Source organism: Streptococcus sp. Marseille-P7376 (assembly GCF_902460385.1).
GTDB classification, from domain to species: domain Bacteria; phylum Bacillota; class Bacilli; order Lactobacillales; family Streptococcaceae; genus Streptococcus; species Streptococcus sinensis.
In genome coordinates this window covers 1-17,512 of record NZ_CABPTS010000017.1, presented here as the reverse complement: position 1 = coordinate 17,512, position 17,512 = coordinate 1, and the positions used below count along the sequence as shown (strand labels likewise).

16 protein-coding genes and 1 pseudogene are annotated in these 17,512 nt (G+C 43.0%); 3 read left to right on the top strand and 14 right to left on the bottom strand.

From position 1 onward, the window contains the following. Window positions 1-67: 67 nt before the first annotated feature. Complete coding sequence (locus tag FZ952_RS08480; RefSeq protein WP_148881350.1) at window positions 68-1,300, bottom strand: MFS transporter; 1,233 nt, start codon at window positions 1,298-1,300, stop codon at window positions 68-70. A 133-nt stretch (window positions 1,301-1,433) separates the two neighbouring features. Next, window positions 1,434-2,471 carry a winged helix-turn-helix transcriptional regulator gene (locus tag FZ952_RS08475; protein WP_148881349.1) on the bottom strand — a complete coding sequence of 346 codons (1,038 nt, stop codon included), beginning with the start codon at window positions 2,469-2,471 and terminating at the stop codon, window positions 1,434-1,436. A 255-nt stretch (window positions 2,472-2,726) separates the two neighbouring features. Here FZ952_RS08475 and FZ952_RS08470 point away from each other — a divergent pair, with 255 nt between their 5' ends. From FZ952_RS08470 to FZ952_RS08460, 3 genes are read left to right on the top strand one after another with little or no spacing between them, the layout of a single operon-like run. After that, the gene (locus FZ952_RS08470; RefSeq protein WP_148881348.1) at window positions 2,727-3,203 is read left to right on the top strand and encodes a DUF2975 domain-containing protein; all 477 of its coding nucleotides are present in this window, start codon (window positions 2,727-2,729) and stop codon (window positions 3,201-3,203) included. A gap of 8 nt (window positions 3,204-3,211) precedes the next feature. Beyond that, on the top strand, window positions 3,212-3,430 hold the full coding sequence (locus tag FZ952_RS08465) for a helix-turn-helix domain-containing protein (protein ID WP_125406645.1): 219 nt from the start codon (window positions 3,212-3,214) through the stop codon (window positions 3,428-3,430). A 2-nt stretch (window positions 3,431-3,432) separates the two neighbouring features. Continuing rightward, entirely contained in the window at window positions 3,433-4,845 is a 1,413-nt protein-coding gene (locus tag FZ952_RS08460; RefSeq protein ID WP_148881347.1) for a DUF4153 domain-containing protein, read from the top strand. 219 nt (window positions 4,846-5,064) lie between these two features. Here the strand turns inward: FZ952_RS08460 and rpmH are convergent, their stop codons facing one another. The 12 genes and pseudogenes from rpmH to FZ952_RS08400 all read right to left on the bottom strand — a co-directional run bounded on the left by rpmH (window position 5,065) and on the right by FZ952_RS08400 (window position 16,821). Continuing rightward, window positions 5,065-5,199, bottom strand: a complete 135-nt coding sequence (gene rpmH / locus FZ952_RS08455; RefSeq protein ID WP_000831902.1) for a 50S ribosomal protein L34 — start codon at window positions 5,197-5,199, stop codon at window positions 5,065-5,067. A 138-nt stretch (window positions 5,200-5,337) separates the two neighbouring features. After that, window positions 5,338-5,945: pseudogene (locus FZ952_RS08450) on the bottom strand (HI_0552 family protein). A gap of 27 nt (window positions 5,946-5,972) precedes the next feature. Next, entirely contained in the window at window positions 5,973-6,695 is a 723-nt protein-coding gene (locus FZ952_RS08445; RefSeq protein WP_148881346.1) for a hypothetical protein, read from the bottom strand. A gap of 60 nt (window positions 6,696-6,755) precedes the next feature. Continuing rightward, window positions 6,756-7,781 (bottom strand): RNA-binding cell elongation regulator Jag/EloR, encoded by a 1,026-nt coding sequence (jag, locus tag FZ952_RS08440; RefSeq protein WP_148881345.1) that lies wholly within the window; start codon window positions 7,779-7,781, stop codon window positions 6,756-6,758. A gap of 18 nt (window positions 7,782-7,799) precedes the next feature. Further along, a complete protein-coding gene (locus FZ952_RS08435; protein WP_148881344.1) occupies window positions 7,800-8,615 on the bottom strand; it encodes a YidC/Oxa1 family membrane protein insertase in 816 nt (271 codons plus the stop codon). Then, window positions 8,599-8,958, bottom strand: coding sequence for a ribonuclease P protein component (gene rnpA, locus FZ952_RS08430; protein ID WP_148881343.1), 360 nt, complete (start codon window positions 8,956-8,958; stop codon window positions 8,599-8,601). Before rnpA ends, FZ952_RS08435 begins: the two co-directional genes overlap by 17 nt. Window positions 8,959-9,184: 226 nt before the next feature. Next, window positions 9,185-10,567 carry an argininosuccinate lyase gene (gene argH / locus FZ952_RS08425; protein ID WP_148881342.1) on the bottom strand — a complete coding sequence of 461 codons (1,383 nt, stop codon included), beginning with the start codon at window positions 10,565-10,567 and terminating at the stop codon, window positions 9,185-9,187. A 14-nt stretch (window positions 10,568-10,581) separates the two neighbouring features. Further along, the gene (locus FZ952_RS08420; protein ID WP_148881341.1) at window positions 10,582-11,781 is read right to left on the bottom strand and encodes an argininosuccinate synthase; all 1,200 of its coding nucleotides are present in this window, start codon (window positions 11,779-11,781) and stop codon (window positions 10,582-10,584) included. 190 nt (window positions 11,782-11,971) lie between these two features. Continuing rightward, window positions 11,972-12,547, bottom strand: a complete 576-nt coding sequence (locus FZ952_RS08415; protein ID WP_148881340.1) for a DUF6287 domain-containing protein — start codon at window positions 12,545-12,547, stop codon at window positions 11,972-11,974. A 97-nt stretch (window positions 12,548-12,644) separates the two neighbouring features. Continuing rightward, window positions 12,645-14,102 carry a glutamate--tRNA ligase gene (gene gltX / locus FZ952_RS08410; RefSeq protein WP_148881339.1) on the bottom strand — a complete coding sequence of 486 codons (1,458 nt, stop codon included), beginning with the start codon at window positions 14,100-14,102 and terminating at the stop codon, window positions 12,645-12,647. A 111-nt stretch (window positions 14,103-14,213) separates the two neighbouring features. Beyond that, window positions 14,214-14,993: an alpha/beta hydrolase gene (locus FZ952_RS08405; protein ID WP_148881338.1), complete on the bottom strand. Its 780-nt coding sequence runs from the start codon at window positions 14,991-14,993 to the stop codon at window positions 14,214-14,216. Between the two features lie 160 nt (window positions 14,994-15,153). Next, complete coding sequence (locus tag FZ952_RS08400) at window positions 15,154-16,821, bottom strand: ribonuclease J (RefSeq protein ID WP_148881337.1); 1,668 nt, start codon at window positions 16,819-16,821, stop codon at window positions 15,154-15,156. Window positions 16,822-17,512 lie beyond the last annotated feature (691 nt).

The window sequence follows — 17,512 nt, the reverse complement described above, 5'->3', positions numbered from 1 at the left end:
CCAAAAATGACCTAAAAATGCAGAAGCCACTCTATCCAAACCAGAAAAACGAGGAAATTGTTATTCGTCAACTATCCGTATCCAAATCTCCCATCGGAATAATGAGCCAGAAAGACAATAACAGCATTAATACAAGTGGAAGGAGAATGTAGGAAATCCCCATACTACTAGCAAGGGCTATCAAGAGCATGGATAAAATACCTGGAACAGCCATGCTAAATAGGTTAATAGCTGACTGGATGGATCCCATGGACTCTTCTGGTATCAGGCTGAAGACAGATTTCTGCAATCTAGGACTCAGCAAACCTACCGCAACGGCACAAGCAAAGGTCGCTATCAAGACAAGTAAAAAATCCTGCAAGAAAAAACCGCAAAGAATAAAGCCCTCAAATACTTGGCTTGCATACATAGCAAGCTTAGTCGAAATTTTTTTTAGCAAACTGCCACTCAAAATGTTCCCTAAGATCAGACCAGCGGAACTTAGAATAATTAACACGGCAATGGACTGACCAATCTGCAGATTCCAAAAAGGCCTTTTCAGCAATAAAAGAGTCGCTACCGGCGTCAGAATATTCAGAGTAACCTGCCCAAAGGTTGAAACCAATAACAACCTCACAACGTTTTTCAATCCCAGCAAGACTTTAAGAGAATCCAATAAATGCTGCCAATAATTCTCTTTATTTAGCTCCTTGGTACTGCTAAACTCCGGCTCTAAGTCCTGTAAGTTTTTACTAATATGCCAAAACCCAAGGTAAGCTAGCAAGAATGTCAGAGCATTTAGTCCTGCCAAAGCTCCAATACTCATCCAAGCGATGAGAAAACCGCCAGCTAGATTCCCCAAAATATGAACCAGACTCATACTAGCCTGCCGAAAGCCCATAGCAGAGGTCATATCTTGCTCAATCACCTTTACATAAACTGGGGTCAGCATGGCACCTGAAAAATAACTCAGACTATCCGACAGAAAGTTAATCAAGCAAATCACAAGCAAAATCAAGAAAGAGAAATCTTGTCCAAGCAACAAAAACGTTACCAAGCTATATAAGAGCACCTTACTAAACTGTATAAGCAGGTATTTATGAATACGATCCTTCTGAAAGTCCGCTGCAACTCCAGTAAAAACTTGAATTAACTGAGGCAGCGTTTCAGAAAGAGAAATCAATAAAACCGCAAGTGGAGCAAAGGAATAGGCGGAAACATAGTTCATCAAAGCCAAATAGAAAACAATGTCTCCAAAACCTGAAATCCATTGATTGATGAGCAACTGACGGAAATTTCTGTTTTTTAGAAAGACATTCATAAAGTAACTCCTTTATTTTTGTTAGAGTTTTGCTTAACAGAATAATAGCATTTTATCAAACGATCGTCAACTCTTTGTTAAATAATCACTTTATAAAAAACAAAAACCTAGAGTAAATCTAGGTTTTCTTCAGCTATTTCAAGTCCTGCTTGAACTTCTCTATAATTTTTTGAATCAATTTTTTATTGACCGTGTATTTCACAGAACCATCATCCATCACCAACTCCAGCAAGCCAGAGTTTAGCAACTTCTGCGTATGGAAAGAGATAGAAGCTCTTGTGAGTCCTAGCTTTTTCGCAATATCTTTATTCTTGGCATGTGGCTGAATCAGCTTAATCAAGACTTTATAACGAGTTTCATCTCCAAGAGTTTTTAAGGTCAGAGCGAACGTTTCGTCATCAAGCTCCGATCCTGTCTGTGACACCTGGGAACTTCTCGTCGAAACGACCAAGAAATAAGAGCTAAAATCAGGAATTTTTTCAAAAAAGAAGTCTATAAATATGGGAGACAAGACAAAGACGTGTGTGTCATTTGCAAGCAACTTAGCTTTCAGCGCTTCATCATCAAACATATCAGCTAGGCTAAAGTCTTTTTCAAAAACCAAGACTTCCTGCTCAAACCGATCATAAATCGGCTGATAAAGTTTGAAGACTTCTTCCAGTAAGGAAACTAGCTGATCCCGCAGCTGCTCTGGATGCTGAATGGCTTGATACCAGTACCATTTATTCTCTGGAGACTTGTCACTAGCCTCTAGAAAAGCCAACAAATCTTCCTGACTTCTATTGGCAACTTTCCCAGCAGAAAGCTTGAGTTCTAGGCAATAAAGAATTTGATCTGTGTCTAAAGCTCTCAAACACTCCAATAATTCCTCTAAATTGCTTGGATCTTCTCCTTTTTCCAGTAAGTATAGATAAAGGAGCGGAGCCAGCCCTACCGTAGCTTCTTCAAATAAACCAACCGCAACCAGCCCGCTTTTCAGAGGGAGTAAAGCCTGATAAAGCTGATCATAATAAGGCTGTACATCAAGCAGTAGCTTCTTCTGCTCCTGCCGCAAATCCTTCCACATATACTTATCTTCCCTTGAAACGATAGCTGACACCATGAGAAATTCATATATTTTACTACGGTAATGAAGATTTTTTAGACCCACGGACTCTTTCCTTTCTTGCATTATTCTCTCGACCTCCGACCAGCAAAGCCAGACTATTCCTGCCTTTCATTATACCAAAAAAGTCAGTTAAAGGGGCAAGAGCTTTACTTTCTCTCCATCTACTCCAGCGGGTATTTATCATTCTTTCAGTGCTTGACAGGAACCGAATTTGTCGTTTTTTGATATTTTTTTATTAAATTTCGATAGATTGTTATTGATTATCGATATGTTTTGTGATATAGTAAGTAAAAATAGAAATATTATTCGGAGGAATCCATGTCAAAGACAAGACAAAAAACAGCTGAAGATATGAGCATCACTCTTACAAAAATCAGTATCAGCCTTTTATTTATTGCTTCAATTATCCTGATAGCTCTAGGACCTTGGGTCGTCAACCTAGTTATCGAATTTCCCTCTCCTTTCTTTCAAGGAGAGACGCGCTTTTGGATCTTGCTGCTGCTCGGCTATGTCCTCGGCTGCCTGGCTCTGACCTGTATTGTCCATCTCTATCGGCTCCTTAGCCGCATCGGTAAAAATCAGGTTTTTATCACACAAAATGTTCTGTACATGCGCTATCTTGGCTGGGAAGTCGGCACTGTCGCTCTTATCTCTCTTTTTATGGGGCTGACAGCCTATTTGCCCATGCTCTTAGTCACTGTTTCCTGTAGCATCTTGACCCTGATTATCCGTGTCATCCGCAATGCCTTTGGCAAGGCCATTGAGCTGCAGGATCAAGTAGACTACACTATTTAGGAGGTCTTATGATTCAGATAAATTTAGACCTTGTCATGGCGCAAAAGCGCATCAGTGCTGGCCGTTTAGCAGAGTTGATTGACCTAACACCAGCCAATCTATCTATCCTAAAAAATAATCGAGCCAAGGCTGTCCGTTTTTCAACACTCAACGCTCTCTGCCGTGAATTAGACTGTCAGCCTGGCGATATTTTAGAGTATATCCCTGATGAGGAGGAGGAGAAATAATTATGGAATATCCAGTGCAAGAACAGATGAATACCCAGCCTTATTTGCCTACAGATGAGGAACGACAGACCATCTTCACAGGCTTAGAGGACAAACAACTACGATTCTTTAAAATCAGCTATCCGCTTCTTTATCTTTTAACCTACTTTTATTCTGCTGTCTTCATTAATGATCAAACCCTAGCCTTTTTTCCTGTCACCATTGGCTTCGTACTATTGAGTGAAGCTCTTATCAAAAAATTAGACTATCCATCCCTGCAGATAAAGAATCTTGACAGCGGGTTAGAGGCTCGAATCTTTCTTATCATGACACTAGCTCAGGCTCTAGCTTTAAGTATCTGGGGACTTCATCGCCAGCTAGAATTTTTCCAATTTCTAGCCATCCATATCTCATTCGCCTTTTATATCCTGTCCCGCACAGGTTGGTTAAGTCAGGGGCGTTTGGGTATCCTGGTCTGGTTTGACACCATTCAAGCTTTCTGCATCCTGCCTTTTAAAAATTTCATTGCTGCTATTCTGGTCTTTATACAAGGCAATCAGTCTGACACTTCCGACAGTTCTGATAGTCCATTTTCAAAGAAACTCCAACAGCTTGTTATTATCGTCAGCAGCTTCTTTGTCGCAGGAATCTTGGTCTACTTTGTCTGGTCCCAGCTGCGTCAGGTTTCAGATAGCTTTGCCTCTTTCTTCAGCAATACCGCTGATTTTATCGAGAATCTACTTGACTCACTCTTTTCAAGTATTGATAGCAGCGTGATTCTCTTCCAAGCCTGCCTAGCTGTCCCCATCAGTCTTTACTTGTATGGCCTCATAGCTGGCAGTCTGTTAGGTAAAAAAGACACTAAATTGACCTACAAAAAATTGCAAGCGAGCATTCGCCCTTTGCGAGTCGCTCCTGCTTTCACAGCCTACATTATCATCGGTAGCCTCTGCCTGACCTATGCACTCTTCTTCCTGACCGGTCTGAGTGAGCTTGGTCAGTTGCTGAGCGGTGGAACAGTAGCTCAAGCTATTTCTCCGCAGAATGCTTCGACTGTCGCCGTAGCTGGCTTCTGGCAGTTGGTTCGGGTATCCATTCTCAATTTTGCAGTTCTAGGCGTCTTCTATCTGATTGCCAAAATACCGCTCTGGGACCAGAAAGGAACGCGACTAGTAGCTACTATTCTCTTTATCTTTGCAGGCTTACTGGCCTTGCTTGCTGGTTGGAAATTATTTGGAATCTACATCTACCTCTACGGACCAACGCCACTGCGTCTGATTTCAGCTTGGTTCATCCTAGTGCTCTTAGTCTGGTGCCTACTAACTCTGATTCGTTTCTATAAACCTATCCAAGCTATTCGTATCGGTATCTTTTACGCCCTGATTAGCTTTACCTTGCTCTGCTATCTTTATCCAATGCTTTTACCAGCGGGATGATAAGCAATGGTTCTTGAATACATTCAAAAAACCAGAAAGAATATGATTTTCTTTCTGGTTTTTTTGGTTGAAATTTCATTCTCAAGCGTCGCCGTGCAGCACTAACGTCACTTCCTCCTCAGTCTCACCCCATCTGTGTCTTGCAGACGGGATTCCCTAAGAGACATAGAAAAACCAGCGGTCTCGAGTCTCCGCTGGTTTCTTGATAAATCGTTTGGATTATGCAGCCAAAACTTTGCGTCCTTTACGACGGCGAGCTGCCAATACACGACGACCGTTTTTAGTTGACATACGGTTGCGGAAACCATGTTTACGCGCACGACGGATTTTACTTGGTTGATAAGTACGTTTCACGATGAATACCTCCTCTTAGATTCTTGTATTCGTTTAGCCGGCTAGTTGTGATCAGTTACTAAACATACCTTACTATTCTATCTGATTCTATTCCGTTTGTCAATAGCATTAGGATAAATGTTTGTTTTGAAAACGCAATCATTCGAATCGAGTCACTTCATAGAAGGGAATCAAGCTAAGTATAGCCTGCTGGTGCTCGGACAAAACCTGCTGCTTGGTTGGAGCCTGAGACAGATTGACATCCCTCTTTAACCAAAACTTTACGAACCGAGCTGGCGATTTTTCTCTGTTCCTTCGAAATGCTGACTCACACCCTCTATCTGCGCAAAATAATAGGTCGGCATCTTGATTGGAACAGTCAAAACTCGGTTTTGCTTGGCTAGACTCTGATCATTCTTTTGACACTTGATAAAACTGCCCTCCAAGGAAACGCCGAAATCTGCAGACTTCCCATACAGCCCCAGAACAAACATAGGCTCGGCCACGTCACCATGATCCTTCAGATAGTTCCAAAAATGCGGTCGTTAAATCTGAGCCTGTTTCATCAAATCACTGATCCTCTCCAGACTCAGCTTGGGATAGAGAACCTGAAAATCCCAAACCAAATCCGCAAACTCCTGACGAGCCTCCTGCCCTCTGGCTTTCAAATCTAACATCATCTCTCGCAGGCCTCCTGCCTTGTCTGGCGAATTAAACTTTCTGCCTTGCTCAGCCGGCAAAACTTCAATAGCTGGGAAAAGTGACATATCATCCCCTTCTGGGTATTCTTCTCTTTATGAATTTGAGGAATAGGAAGAAATCTCCTTCCAAGTCAGCGAAGTCAGATCTAAGGGAGTTTTTGAGCCTAAGCCAAAAATAGAGTTCGCACTGCGTTCATCAGCAGGCTTTACCCCAGCTACCTGAAATTCTCCCTCTTTTTCTATATCAAAGCCTGTATTATCACTCCTCAATTTATAAAGATAACCGTTAGCCTCAGAGTGCAATGAATGCCAGCATGCATAGAATACCGTCCCATCTGTATATATCATAGCACTCTCTCTGCTTCCACCTGCCAAAGCAACCCTCGATTGTGCCAAATAAGTCGAAACTCCTTGATTCAAGTAATAAATAGCTGCTAAATAATAATCACCATTCGTAGACAGATGCCCTGTCAACAATTCCGCTGTCCCATTACCATCAATATCATAAAATGTATACACCTGAGCATGCCCCTCAGACTGATCAGCCTTTAATTTGTCAAGGGTCGAAGCATATAAGAGTTCGTTTTGCTTAAACATATCAGTCATGCCTGAACGGGACTCTCTTGATGATTCTGCAGATGCTTCAGAAGGCTTAGATGATATTTCCTTGCTTTCTGAAGTCTTTTCATCCTTCCCTGATGTCCTTATCTTTTCTGTAGTTGATGAAGAAAAATCCGACTGATTTTTCATATTTTCGTGGCCACAGCCAACGAGCATCAAGAAAGTAAGCCCCACAAGAATAACTTGTTTTTTCATAAATCATTCTCCTGTCCTTTACAGACATAGTACAAAACCAGCCTTTCAGCTGGTTAAGATTTATTCTGAATCAATATCCACCACAACATAGCGGTTAGGCTCGTCACCTTCTGAATAGCTGGTCACACCAGCAATTCTGGAAATAATTCGGTGGATAATTTTGCGCTCATTATTAGACATAGGATCTGTATGCTGACTGCGACGGTCTTCCAGAGCCCGCTGAGCCAATTTTTGCGCATAGCTTTGCAGCACTTCCGCCCGATGTTCCACATAATCATTCACATTGATAGAAATGTAAAAGCTCTTGGAATATTGATTGTAAAGATAGTTTTGGGCCAAAAGCTGGAGGGCTTTCAATACTTTGCCGTGATAACCAATCACGCGCCCTGGTTCATTGGTATCAATCTGCATATTGATTGTCCGGCGATTGTAGTTACTAGAAAGGGTCGCCTCAACATCCATCTCATCGACAATCCTTTGAACATATTCTGTCACATTAGCTACGACTTCCTCAATATCATAATTTTCCTCAACCTGGATTCCCAAATCAAAGAAAGATGATTCTGCCGGCGCATCTGAGACAGGTGTCTCTTGACGAGGGACTGCTTTTTCAAACGAAACAACCTTATCTGTTTCTTTCTGGTTTGCCGTCTCATTGATGGCTTGGCTGGTTTTTAAAAGATCAATCGTACCTGTTTCTTCTAAAATGGTGTTGGCCTGTTTATCATTTTTCAGGATTTGAGCTTTGACTTCATCTGAAACCAGCTCGCCCTCTTCTTCAACTTTTTTGATGGCTGCAACCACACGTCCCAAGTCAACCGTTGCTTCACTAACGCTTTGTACTGGCTCATTTTGAGCATTAATTTCCTCAGGAACGCCTTTTACTGCCTTTTGGTTAGCCTTGACCACCGTCGTTTCCGCAATCGGCTCCACATCTACCTGTGCTGGCTTTTTGCCAAATAAACCGAGAAAACCTTTTTTTTCACGCGAAACAACTGTAATATGTGCTCTCATTCGGGGAATGTCCAGCGTTTTTAGTCCATTTTGAATTGCTTCTTCAACACTTTCTCCTGTAAATATAACCATCTGCAAGAGTCCTCCTTCTTACTTTTTCTTTTTCTGTGCTTTTTTCAGAGCACGTCTCTTCTTCATTTCCATCTGGCGTTCTGCCTTTTCCTTCGCTTTGCGTTCAGCAATAATCTTAAACGGATTGCTTAAAAGCAAGGTCTGAGCAACCTGATAAGCATTGGACACTGTCCAATAAAGGGCGACCCCGCTGGCTGCATAAACCGCAAAGAAGAAAATCAACACTGGCATAGCATACATCATAGCTGTCATCCCGCCATTTTTTTCTGGCAATGCCTTATTGGACAGCCAAGTACTGAAGAAAGTAAAGAGAGCAGCTAAGATCGGCAGGATAAAAGTCGGATCCGTCGCTCCCAGATTGAGCCACAGGAAAGGCCCCGTTTTCAAAAATTCAACCCGTGTAAGGGCCTGGAAAAGCGCCAGCAGCACCGGCATTTGGATAAATAGCGGAATAAAAGAAGCATAGGGATTTACACCCATTTCTTTATAAAGCTTGTTCGTCTCCTCCGCTAAAGCTGCCCTACTTTCCATATCCTTGCTTGGATATTTCTCCTGAAGCTTCTTGATATAAGGCTGAACTTCTTGCATCTTCCTTGAAGACGTCGTCTGAAACTGGAAGACTGGCAGCAAGACTGTCCGAATAATCAAAGTGAAGAGAATAATACCGATTCCTGTGCTTCCATTAAAAGACAAGAAACGAATCGTTTCTGCAAAGAAATAAACTAATTTTTCCCAAAAATCGCTTGAATTGGCTGTTACTTCACTGGTCCCGCAGGCCGTGAGAATGAGCAACGAGGCCACTAAAAGAATTCCTATTTTACTGTTCTTTTTCACAAACAAATCCTTCCTGATAAATTTTTGCAATCTTCAAGACATGCAATAAATTTTGTTCTACTTGGTGGTAGTCCAGAGTTTCAACTCCCTTGCGGGCAATGACGACAAAATCAGCTTTAGCCAAGTCCCCCTGATACTTGATCAAAACATGCCGAATTTTTCTTTTGATGCTATTGCGGACAACAGCATTCCCCAGTTTTTTACTGACGGAAATCCCCACTCGAAAGTGCTTCTGATCTTTTTCCAATTTATAAACGACAAACTTTCGATTGGCAAAATTCTGCCCGTCTTTAAAAATCGCATTGAAATCTTTTTTGCTCTTGACGCGATAGTTTTTTCTCAAAACTCAACTCCATCCACCAAAATTAACTCTATTATACCATATTTTCCCAAAATGCCAATAAGGGTCGGCTATTTCGAGAACACTGCTATTTCTCGGGAAATTCCTAAGCAAAAAAGCTGTGAAATTTATAATATTCTAATCAAATTTAAGTGCAGACATAACAAAGACAGTATGATAACCACAAGTTCAAAAAGCAGGAAATGAGCTTCCTCATTTCCTGTTTGTTTTATGATTTGAGTTCTTTTTTGGCTCTGGCCAATTCCTTACGAATCTGGGCAAAGCCTGTACCTCCCAGAGAATTGCGGCGCTGTACGGCTGTCTGAGACTGCAAGGTCTGGTAGATATCCTGCTCAATTAGAGGTGACACTTGCTGATAACGCTCCAAGGAGATATCCTGCAGATAATAGCCCGCCTTGCTGCATTCCAACACTAATTTTCCGACAATTTCATGGGCTTCTCGGAAAGGTAGGTCTTTTTTGGCTAGATAGTCAGCTAGCTCCGTCGCATTGGAGAAGTCCTGCTGGGTAGAGGCCAGCATACGCTCTTTATTGACCGTCATGCTGGACAGCATGCCCGCCATGATATCCAGAGACTTCTGGATGGTATCTACTGTATCAAACATACCTTCCTTGTCTTCCTGCAGGTCCTTATTATAAGCTAAGGGCAGGGATTTCATGACTGTCAAAAGACTGATTAAATGACCATAAACTCGGCCGCTCTTGCCCCGAATCAGCTCTGCCATATCCGGATTTTTCTTTTGCGGCATGATGGAAGAGCCGGTGCTAAAGGTATCTGACAAGCTAACAAAGCCATATTCATAGCTACACCAATTAATCAGTTCCTCGCAGAGACGAGACAGATGCATGATAAGAATGCTGCTGTTAGCCAGAAATTCTAAGATGAAGTCTCGGTCGCTAACCGCATCCAGGGAATTGTGGTAAATGTCTGCAAATCCCATGAGCTCAGCTGTTCGCTCCCTGTCAATCGGAAAAGTGGTCCCAGCCAGAGCCGCTGCTCCCAAGGGAGATAGATCAGCGTGTTTGAGGTTGAAAGTAAAACGCTCACTGTCTCGACTAAACATCTGATAGTAGGCCAGAAGGTGATGGGCAAAGCTAATAGGCTGAGCATGCTGGAGGTGGGTATAACCCGGCATAATGGTCTCGACATGCTCTTCTGCCAAGTCCAACAGACTCTGGCGCAGATGAAAGAGTTTGCCCCCAATCTGCTGGAGCTGGTCCTTGAGATAGAGGTGCATATCCGTTGCCACTTGATCATTCCGTGAACGAGCCGTATGAAGCTTACCAGCAACTGGACCAATTTTCTCGGTCAGCAGAGCTTCCATGTTCATGTGAATGTCTTCATTGGTCACATCAAACTCAATCAAGCCAGCTTCATAATCAGCCAAGAGCTCTTCTAGACCTTTCTGGATGGCCTTAGCTTCCTCTGGAGCAATAACCCCCGTTTCACCCAGCATCTGAACGTGAGCCAAACTCCCTCGCAGATCGTAAGGAGCCAAGCGATAGTCGAAGCCGATGCTAGCGCCAAATTCTTCGACCCAAGCTTCTAAAGAGCCTTCAAAGCGACCGCCCCATAGTTTATGATTTGCCATAGCTGCCTCGCTTCCTATTCTTCAGCATGAGCCTGGACTTCCGCATGAACCTTGGACGGTAGGCCCCAAAGTTTGATAAAGCCAACAGCTGCATCCTGATCAAAGGTATCTGCGCTGGTATAAGTGGCTAGATTTTCATCATAGAGAGAATTGTCTGACTTACGGGCAACAACCGTAGCCGAACCCTTATAAAGCTTGATCTTGGCCGTTCCGTTGACCACTTGCTGGGTTGACTTGAGATAGGCAATTAAAGCTTCTGTCGCTGGATTAAACCAAAGACCATTATAAATCAGATTAGACAACTCGTTTTCGATGATGGGCTTGAAATGAGCCAGTTCCCGTACTAAAGTCAAATCTTCAATTTCCTTGTGGGCTGCAAGCAAGGTCACAGCGCCTGGACATTCGTAAACCTCACGCGATTTAATCCCAACCAAACGATTTTCCACATGGTCAATCCGACCAACTCCGTGCTTCCCAGCCAAATCATTGAGCTCCAAAATCAAATCAGCCAACTTCATGGTCTGACCATTCAAAGCAATCGGCATACCAGCCTTGAAGTCGATTTCCACAAATTCTGGCTTGTCTGGTGCATCTTCTGGTGCTACCGTCAAATCATAGGCATCTTCTGGTGGTGTGTTCCACGGATTTTCTAGAACACCACATTCATTAGCCCGACCCCATAGATTTTGATCGACTGAGTAAGGACTGTCCAGATCCGCCGGAATCGGTACACCATTTGCCTTAGCATAATTAATTTCTTCTTCCCGAGACCATTTCCACTCCCGAACCGGAGCAATGACCTTGAGATTGGGATCCAAGGACGCTATGGCGACTTCAAAACGGACCTGATCGTTTCCTTTTCCGGTACAGCCGTGGGCAATGGTCGTCGCTCCACTTTTGTGGGCAATTTCTACCAATTTCTTGGAAATCAATGGTCGACTCAGAGCAGAAACCAAGGGATATTTTTGCTCGTAGAAGGTGTGCCCCTGTAAGGCTATCAAGACATAGTCTTCTGCAAATTCATCCTTGACATCAATGACATGGGATTCAATGGCTCCGACTTTCAAAGCCTTGTCGTGGATGAAATCTAGGTCATTTCCTTCTCCTACGTCCATACAGACCGCAATAACATCGTAATCTTTACTCAGCCAAGTAATAGCAACTGAAGTATCCAAACCACCCGAATAGGCTAAAATGACTTTTTCCTTTACCATGTGACTACCTCTTCCTTCTACTTAGTTTTTATTTTTATACATTCTACTGTATGAAAATATTTATGTCAAGAGGAAATTTAATATTTATCCAAATATAATCAAAATTTAAATTTTTATTCAAAATTACTATATTATATACTGAACTTAATACTGAACTTAGAAATAGAAAAAAAGAGTCTGGTAAGACTCCTTATTTCACACGATAAAAAACGTCTGGATGCTCAGAGATACTTTGGGCAATGATGAAGCGATCTTGGCTGGTATCAGTCGGATCCGTTCCATCGGCCGTCTTATCTGCAGGTAAGCTCTTTCCCGCAGGAATAATGAGAAAAGCAGCACCTGTAAAATTATTCCAGCGAATCCCTACTAAGTAAAGGCCATTTTCATCAAGTTTAGCGTAATCTGTCTCTAGCTTTGCGACATCTGACACGATACCCCGTTCATCAAATGTATAGCTAACACCATTGGCATCTTGCCAAGTACCAATCATGCTAGAAAAATCCCCAGAAGCTATCGCCTGCATATCCAAACTGGAAGTGACCGCAGGCTCTTGGGTGCTGGAAACCGAACCTTCCTGACTTCCCACCTCCCCAGAGTTGGCTGTCGAGCCTGCACTTTTTTCAGACTTTTTAGAAGAAGTTGAGCTAGTCGAACTGACTTTAGAACTGCTAGAAGTCGAAGTCGGCTCTTCTTTCTTTTGACCGCAGGCTACCAGCACGAGTGAAGCCGTCAGTGCTCCGGCCAAGATACGCGTCCATTTTTTCATTTTTGCCTCCTCAACATATTTTGGTATACTTTTAATCTAATTGTGACATAAAAGTAAAAATTTTGAAAGCAAAAACCAGCTCGAAAGCTGGTTTATCTTATTGAATTTTTTTCAACATATTGTCGATATGCTGGATAGATTTTTCGCGGCCTAATAGGTAAATGGTATCTGGCAACTCTGGACCATGCATTTCACCTGAAACAGCGATACGAATTGGCATGAAGAGGTTTTTGCCCTTGATACCTGTTTCTTTTTGGACTGCTTTGATTTGTGGGAAGATATTTTCTGTCACAAATTCATCGTCTGTCATAGCTTCCAGTTTTGCTTTGAAGGCTGTCAGCACAGTCGGTACCGTTTCACCGGCCATGACCTCGCGCTCTGCGTCCGTCAACTCTGGGAAATCTGAGAAGAAAAGATCTGTCAATGGAACGATTTCATCCACTGATTTCATTTGCGGTTTGTAGAGTTCAACCAATTTCTCAGCCTTGTCTGTCAAACGGCCAGCTTCTTCCAAGAATGGTTTTGCCATGGCAAAGATTGTCTCAAAATCAGCATTCTTGATGTATTCATTGCTCATCCAGTCCATCTTTTTCTGGTCAAAGGCCGCTGGAGACTTGCTGAGACGGTTTTCATCAAAGAGCTCAATCAATTCTTGACGAGAGAAGATTTCATGCTCGCCACCAGGATTCCAACCGAGAAGAGCGATAAAGTTAAAGACTGCTTCTGGTAGGTAGCCTTTCTTACGGTAATCCTCGATGAACTGGAGGGTATTGGTATCGCGTTTTGACAACTTTTTACCAGTTTCAGAGTTGATAATCAGGGTCATGTGACCAAACTCTGGTGCTTCCCAACCAAGTGCTTCATAAACCATGAGCTGCTTAGGTGTATTGGCAATGTGGTCATCCCCACGGATAACGTGAGAGATTTGCATATCATGGTCATCGATCACAACGGCAAAATTGTAAGTTGGATAGCCGTCTTTCTTTTGGATAACCCAGTCGCCACCGATATTGCCACCTTCAAACTCAATTTCACCCTTGACCATGTCCGTCCACTTGTAGATACCAGCTTCATTGACAGCCAAACGAACCGTTGGAATGATGCCTGCTGCTTCGCGTTCTGCGATGTAAGCTGCTTTTTCCTCTTCGCTCATGCCAAGGTATTCATTGATGTAGCGCGGTGTTTCACCTGCTGCTTCTTGGCGTTCACGCTCAGCAGCTAATTCTTCTTCTGTAACGTAAGATTTGTAGGCTTTTCCTTCTGCTAGCAATTGGTCAATGTATTTTTGATACAATTCCAAACGTTCTGATTGGCGATAGTTTTCATGTGTTTCTGGGCTTTCATCCCAGTCCATCCCCAACCAACGGAGGTTTTCAAGCTGTGAACGTTCACCATCTTCGACATGACGTTTACGGTCTGTATCTTCAATACGGATGATAAAAGTTCCACCATGATGACGAGCATAGAGGTAGTTAAAGAGCGCGGTCCGCGCATTTCCGATGTGTAAAAGTCCCGTTGGACTTGGTGCATAACGCACTCGAATATCTTTTGTCAATTTTCGATCTCCTATTTGGGAATAGCAGGGATATCTCGCTCCTGCTTTCGTATTCAAACGTTATTATTATATCACATTCTCGACCCAGAATCCGCTGAATCGCATGATTTTTTAAGACAGTCTTTCTTCGAGGACAAAGTCAATCGGCAGCCAAGCTAAAACCTGCTCCATCTGCTTTTCCCAGTAGTACCATTCGTGCTTGCCAGAACTGTGGCTGTAAGTAATCTCCAAGCCTAAGTCTTGAAGATTTTTCACAGCCTCCTGATTTGCCTTGTAGAGAAAATCTTCTTCGCCACACCATGCCCAAAGCTTAGTCTTTTTATCAGATTGCTTGGCTATACTTTCCAGCGAATGGGGGCTGCCGGTCCAGTCTTTAAAGTCTCCAAAAATCCCTCGCCAATAGGCTGGTGTTGCCATTTCGGCATTATCTGGATGACTATCAAGAAAACTCAAAGCCCCAGAAAGACTAGCCGCGTATGAAAAACGGTTAGACTTGAGAGCCAGCTTAAAGGCTCCGTATCCGCCCATAGAAAGACCAGCGATAAAATTCTTCTCCCGCTTGTCAGACATATTGGGGAAAAAGCGCTTGAGCACCCGTGGCAGCTCTTCAGCGATAGCCTCGTAATAGTTAAAACCGTATTGAGTATTGGTGTACCAGCCATTGCTGGTATTCGGCATGACAACAATCAGGTTAGTCGAGCGAACCAGACGTTCAATATTCGAGCGCTTGAGCCAGCTATTGTGATTCCCGTTCATACCATGAAGCAGATACAAAACAGGAATATCCTTATCATCTGGCTTGTCCACGCGCGACGCATCTGGATAGAGAACATTGACTCCCCACTCCATCTCCAAAGCTTCTGAATAATATTCTATCTGCATCACTGCCATCTTTTTTCTCCTCTTGTAAAAACTACTGTTCTTGACTAGGCATCACAGCCAGCCACACTCTGAAAGCAAAGCCTGTTCTGCGACCGCCAAAAGATAAGAAAAAGCCGATATTCGACTTTCTCACTGCAAAATACTGGGAAAGTTGCTCCCTCGAGTGACTCTAGCGAACTTCCATGACAACCGGAAGAATAGCCGGCCGGCGCTTGGTTTGCTCGAAGAGGAACTTAGCCAAACTATCACGAACCGCTCCCTTGAGCTCGCCCCAGTCAAAGCTTTCCTGAGCTAGGTACTCTTCCACTGTCTTATTGATCAGGTCAGTACTCTCCCGCAAGATATCTCGGCTCTTCTTCACATAGACAAATCCTCGAGTGTGGACCTTGGCTTTGGAAATGATTTTTTTCTCCTTGCGATTAACCGTGAGCGCCACGATGAAAATACCATCTTCAGACAGAACCTTACGGTCACGCAGGACAATATTGCCCACATCGCCGATGGCATTTCCATCAATCATGACATCACCCGCTGGCACTGCTCCAGCTGGTACAAAGTCACCCTTTTCGTAGGCCATAATGCTACCACGTTTAGGAATCAAGATGTTTTCTGGCAAAATTCCAACTTCCATGGCAGCCTTGGCATGGGCGTCCAGTCCGCGGTACTCTCCCTGAATCGGGAAGAGGTACTTGGGTTGCAGCAAATTGATCATGAGCTGCAAGTCACGCGCATTGGCATGACCGGATACACGCAAGTTCTGGGTAATCAGCTTGACCACTCCGCCAGCTTGGTAAATCATGTTTTCCACACGTGCTACGACTGCTTCCTTGGCAATAGATGGCGTTGTAACGATATAAACCAAATCCCCGTCTTTGATTTCTACATAACGGTGACGGCCAATGGACATCTTGCGCAGCCCGTTGATGGGCTCACCCATCCGGCCTGTCTCCAAGATAATCAGCTCATGGTCTTCAAACTTGGACATTTCTTTGGGCTTGATCAAGAGACGCTCGTCAACCAGGGACAGTTTTTTGAGCCGAATAGCCGTGCGGACGATATTTTCAATATCAAAACCAGTCAAAACCACCCGCCGGCCTGTTTCTGCTGCAGCTTTAAAAACCTGCTGGATCCGAGATAGATTGCTAGCAACCGCAGCCACGATAACTCGGCCTCCCCAGTCAGCAATAGTGTCTTCAATCTCTCTCCCAACCTCGCTTTCGCTGGCAACCTGAATCTTACTGTCAGCATTGGCTGAATCGCTCAGTAAAGCCAGAACTCCCTCGCGCCCAATCTCAGCCAAACGACCAAAATCTGTCGCATAGGACTCACTAGCAGACTGGTCAAATTTGAAGTCACCAGTGTAGACGATGTTTCCTTCCGCTGTCTTAATCACAATCCCCAAGCTCTCCGGGATAGAGTGGGTCGTCCGGAAGAAAGAGACCACAACCTTACCAAACTCAATCTCTGTATTTTCATCAATGACATGAAAATCATTGAATTTTTTGACGACATCATTATTTTTGACAAAAAGCTTTGCTAGTTCAATCGTCAGCTCTGAGCCGAAAACAGGCACTTTGGCATCTGCCAAAAGATAGGGCAGGGCCCCAATAGCATCCGCATGACCATGGGTTAAAAAGACACCTGCGATACGGTCCTTGTTTTCAAACAGATAATCCATGTTGGGAATGACAAGATCCACTCCCAGCTGCTCATTTTCTGGGTATTTGAGCCCAGCATCCAATACAAAAATGGAATCATCCACTTCGGCAACGTAGAGATTTTTCCCATTCTCACGCACACCGCCTAAAGCAATCAGTTTAATATTGCTCTTACTCATCTTTACTCCTATCAATTTTTATTCTGTCAGCATTCAGCTGAACAAATGATTTTTTTATTACTAACGGTCCTTGGAAAACCAAGTCGAATTACAGTTTTGCAAACACAGTTCGCACATCTTACTCATTATAGCATTTTCCCGACCTTTTTTCAAAACAAAGAAAAAACGAAACAACAGAGGCTTAAAATAATATTTCAAAATTTTCGCACCAATATCGGAATTTGATAGACTGTTCTTCTGTAGATAAAAAATTTGCAGGTTGAATTGTTTTTGAACGATTCATATTGAAAGCCAAAAATAATAATTTGCTTACGTTTTTGTGATCTGGGAGTTTTTGAAACTCTACATTCAAAACTTAATCCTGACATCCCATTGGAGTCCTAAAACGCTCCTAGGGATACTTTCGTCAGATATCCGAGACACTCAAAAAACCAATCTAATAAAAACCACCTAATAAATATCAATGTTCTTAAATAGCGAGTTTAAGTGTTTTCTTTTTTCAGTGATTAATGTTCTTCATGAGTTCATTTTTCATCGGACATTAGAGTTGTCTGAATAAAAAAGAGAGTCTGAGACAAAATAGTTCTCAGTCACAAAAAAGCTAGAGATTCCCAATTATGGAACTCTAGCTTTTTAAATTTGAACCGTTCTCTTATTGTATTTAAGGAGATTATTGGCCAGGAGCACTAAA

Bases quoted from the DNA above. Each gene is read 5' to 3' on its own strand.
- FZ952_RS08415 (WP_148881340.1), bottom strand. From the start codon at position 12,547: ATGAAAAAATGGACGCGTATCTTGGCCGGAGCACTGACGGCTTCACTC.
- FZ952_RS08405 (WP_148881338.1), bottom strand. From the start codon at position 14,993: ATGGCAGTGATGCAGATAGAATATTATTCAGAAGCTTTGGAGATGGAG.
- argH (WP_148881342.1), bottom strand. From the start codon at position 10,567: ATGGCAAATCATAAACTATGGGGCGGTCGCTTTGAAGGCTCTTTAGAA.
- FZ952_RS08470 (WP_148881348.1), top strand. From the start codon at position 2,727: ATGTCAAAGACAAGACAAAAAACAGCTGAAGATATGAGCATCACTCTT.
- FZ952_RS08465 (WP_125406645.1), top strand. From the start codon at position 3,212: ATGATTCAGATAAATTTAGACCTTGTCATGGCGCAAAAGCGCATCAGT.
- FZ952_RS08420 (WP_148881341.1), bottom strand. From the start codon at position 11,781: ATGGTAAAGGAAAAAGTCATTTTAGCCTATTCGGGTGGTTTGGATACT.
- jag (WP_148881345.1), bottom strand. From the start codon at position 7,781: ATGGTTATATTTACAGGAGAAAGTGTTGAAGAAGCAATTCAAAATGGA.
- FZ952_RS08445 (WP_148881346.1), bottom strand. From the start codon at position 6,695: ATGAAAAAACAAGTTATTCTTGTGGGGCTTACTTTCTTGATGCTCGTT.
- FZ952_RS08460 (WP_148881347.1), top strand. From the start codon at position 3,433: ATGGAATATCCAGTGCAAGAACAGATGAATACCCAGCCTTATTTGCCT.
- FZ952_RS08400 (WP_148881337.1), bottom strand. From the start codon at position 16,821: ATGAGTAAGAGCAATATTAAACTGATTGCTTTAGGCGGTGTGCGTGAG.
- FZ952_RS08475 (WP_148881349.1), bottom strand. From the start codon at position 2,471: ATGCAAGAAAGGAAAGAGTCCGTGGGTCTAAAAAATCTTCATTACCGT.
- FZ952_RS08480 (WP_148881350.1), bottom strand. From the start codon at position 1,300: ATGAATGTCTTTCTAAAAAACAGAAATTTCCGTCAGTTGCTCATCAAT.